This is a genomic window from Pseudoalteromonas sp. bablab_jr010, from assembly GCF_016464105.1.
Taxonomy (GTDB): Bacteria; Pseudomonadota; Gammaproteobacteria; order Enterobacterales; family Alteromonadaceae; genus Pseudoalteromonas; species Pseudoalteromonas simplex.
Genome location: NZ_JACDWV010000157.1, coordinates 1 through 1,940, shown reverse-complemented (window position 1 = coordinate 1,940; position 1,940 = coordinate 1). Strand labels below are relative to the sequence as shown.

Annotated in this window: 2 protein-coding genes; both read left to right on the top strand. The window is 39.2% G+C overall.

Annotation, left to right across the window (positions count from 1 at the left end; all coding sequences use genetic code 11):
* The first annotated feature begins 145 nt into the window (after positions 1-145).
* Entirely contained in the window at positions 146-619 is a 474-nt protein-coding gene (locus tag JIG37_RS16515) for a L,D-transpeptidase family protein (RefSeq protein ID WP_199529851.1), read from the top strand.
* Positions 620-693: 74 nt separating this feature from the next.
* Positions 694-1,743 (top strand): DUF4062 domain-containing protein, encoded by a 1,050-nt coding sequence (locus JIG37_RS16510; RefSeq protein WP_206769761.1) that lies wholly within the window; start codon positions 694-696, stop codon positions 1,741-1,743.
* Positions 1,744-1,940: the final 197 nt, after the last annotated feature.

Here is a 1,940-nt window from a genome sequence, read left to right as displayed (position 1 = left end):
CCGATAAAAAGTATGCTATGTTTGTTCATGCTAGCCTCTGCTGTTTAGTTATTTGACAAACTAATTATGGCTCTGGCTTTGTCATTAAGCTAACCCACGAAAAGCGGAGGCTAGCACCGTGTGGGAGTCATTATGTCTATATGCCATGAAACTATTTGCGTTAATTTTGAGTATTCTATCATTTTCAACTTTTGCTGAGGTTAACTTAGTAAAAGTTGATAAGTCAGAAAATAAAATGTATTTACTGGATGATGGTAAAGTAATAAAAGAATATCGTGTTGCTTTTGGTGGTGCACCCAAAGGTCACAAAGAACAAGAAGGTGATCAGAAAACTCCCGAAGGTGTTTATACATTAGACTATAAAAAAGAAGATTCTTCTTTTTACCGAGCAATGCACATCAATTATCCCAATGAAGCTGATTTAGATAATGCTAAAAGAAAAGGTGTTTCTGCTGGAGGTTTTATCATGGTGCATGGGCAAAGGAATTGGTTGGGTTGGTTGTCTGGAATTACTCAAAATTTCAATTGGACAAATGGTTGTATTGCTTTAACAAATTCAGAAATGGATGAATTCATGGATTTGGTTAAAGTAGGCACAAAAATCCAAATAGAGTGGTAATTGGCATATAACAAGGCAATTATGATGGGACGCATAAAGCTTGGCTTGCGGCGTTAGTGGTCAAGAGAGAATCAATGAGCAATATAAATAAAAAATATCAAGTATTTGTTAGCTCAACTTATGTTGACCTGATACCTGAAAGACAGGAAATTATGAATGCACTTTTAGAACTAGATTGCATTCCTGCAGGCATGGAGTTGTTTCCAGCCGCTGACGAAGATCAGTGGTCCTTGATAAAGGGCGTTATTGACGAATGTGATTATTATATTGTTGTAATCGGCGGTCGTTACGGAAGTTTAGGACCTGGAGGAATAAGCTATACTGAAATGGAATACCGCTATGCAATCGAAACTGAAAAGCCCGTCATTGCATTTCTGCATAAAGATCCTGATTCAATTCCCGCCAAATATACCGAGCAAACTGAGGAAGGAAAAACTAAGCTAAAAGAATTTAGAGAGTTGTCCCAGCAAAAAGTATGTAAGTATTGGAACACTCCCTCAGAACTTGGCTCTGTTGTTAGTCGTAGCCTAATCATGCTGCAAAAGAAGCACCCCGGAATTGGTTGGGTTCGTGGTGATCAAGTTGCTAGTTCAGAGGCTAGCACAGAAATTCTTCGGCTACGCCGAAGAATAGAGGAACTAGAAACGGAAATGGCATCTGCCCAAACCGAGGCTCCAAAAGGGACAGAAAAACTATCGCAAGGAGACGATACATTCACCATTAATTGTAAATTTGAATCCAAGAAGCTTGATAACTATGAGAGCTACTCATGGGACTGGGAAATTGAGGCAACATGGAATGAAATATTCTATGAGGTGTCTCCGTTAATGATGCATGAAGCAAGTAATATTCAACTGGCTTCTAGATTTGGGGAGTTTGTTCGCAGGCGTATAAATGAAGTTGTTCCAGATGCAAAGAGCTTTGAGGGCTATTGCTACATTAGATCAATCGAGTACGAAAAGTCAGATTTTGAAACCTCTATTGTCCAATTTAATGCCCTAGGGTTAATTGCACAAAACGTAAAAAATAGAAGCGTTAAAGATAGAGGTACATATTGGACACTTACTCCTTATGGCCAATCAGTTATGAATAGACTCCGTGCCATACGAAAAGAGGACCACTAACAAGGTGCTGTTGTCGGACAAATTCTCCGCTGCGATCCAAATTTGCCGCAAAGCACGGCGTTGGTATGACTCCCACAGTCAAGTTAAACGCACTGATCCTTGCCTAACTTTTTAAGCCATAATTTCTTCAGCTCGAATTAGAGCGAGTTAATACATAGGATGAAGCAAGTAATGTCGTCGGTTTTCATGCTGATATT

Coding starts and splice junctions, on each gene's coding strand:
- JIG37_RS16510 (WP_206769761.1), top strand. CDS start 694: ATGAGCAATATAAATAAAAAATATCAAGTATTTGTTAGCTCAACTTAT.
- JIG37_RS16515 (WP_199529851.1), top strand. CDS start 146: ATGAAACTATTTGCGTTAATTTTGAGTATTCTATCATTTTCAACTTTT.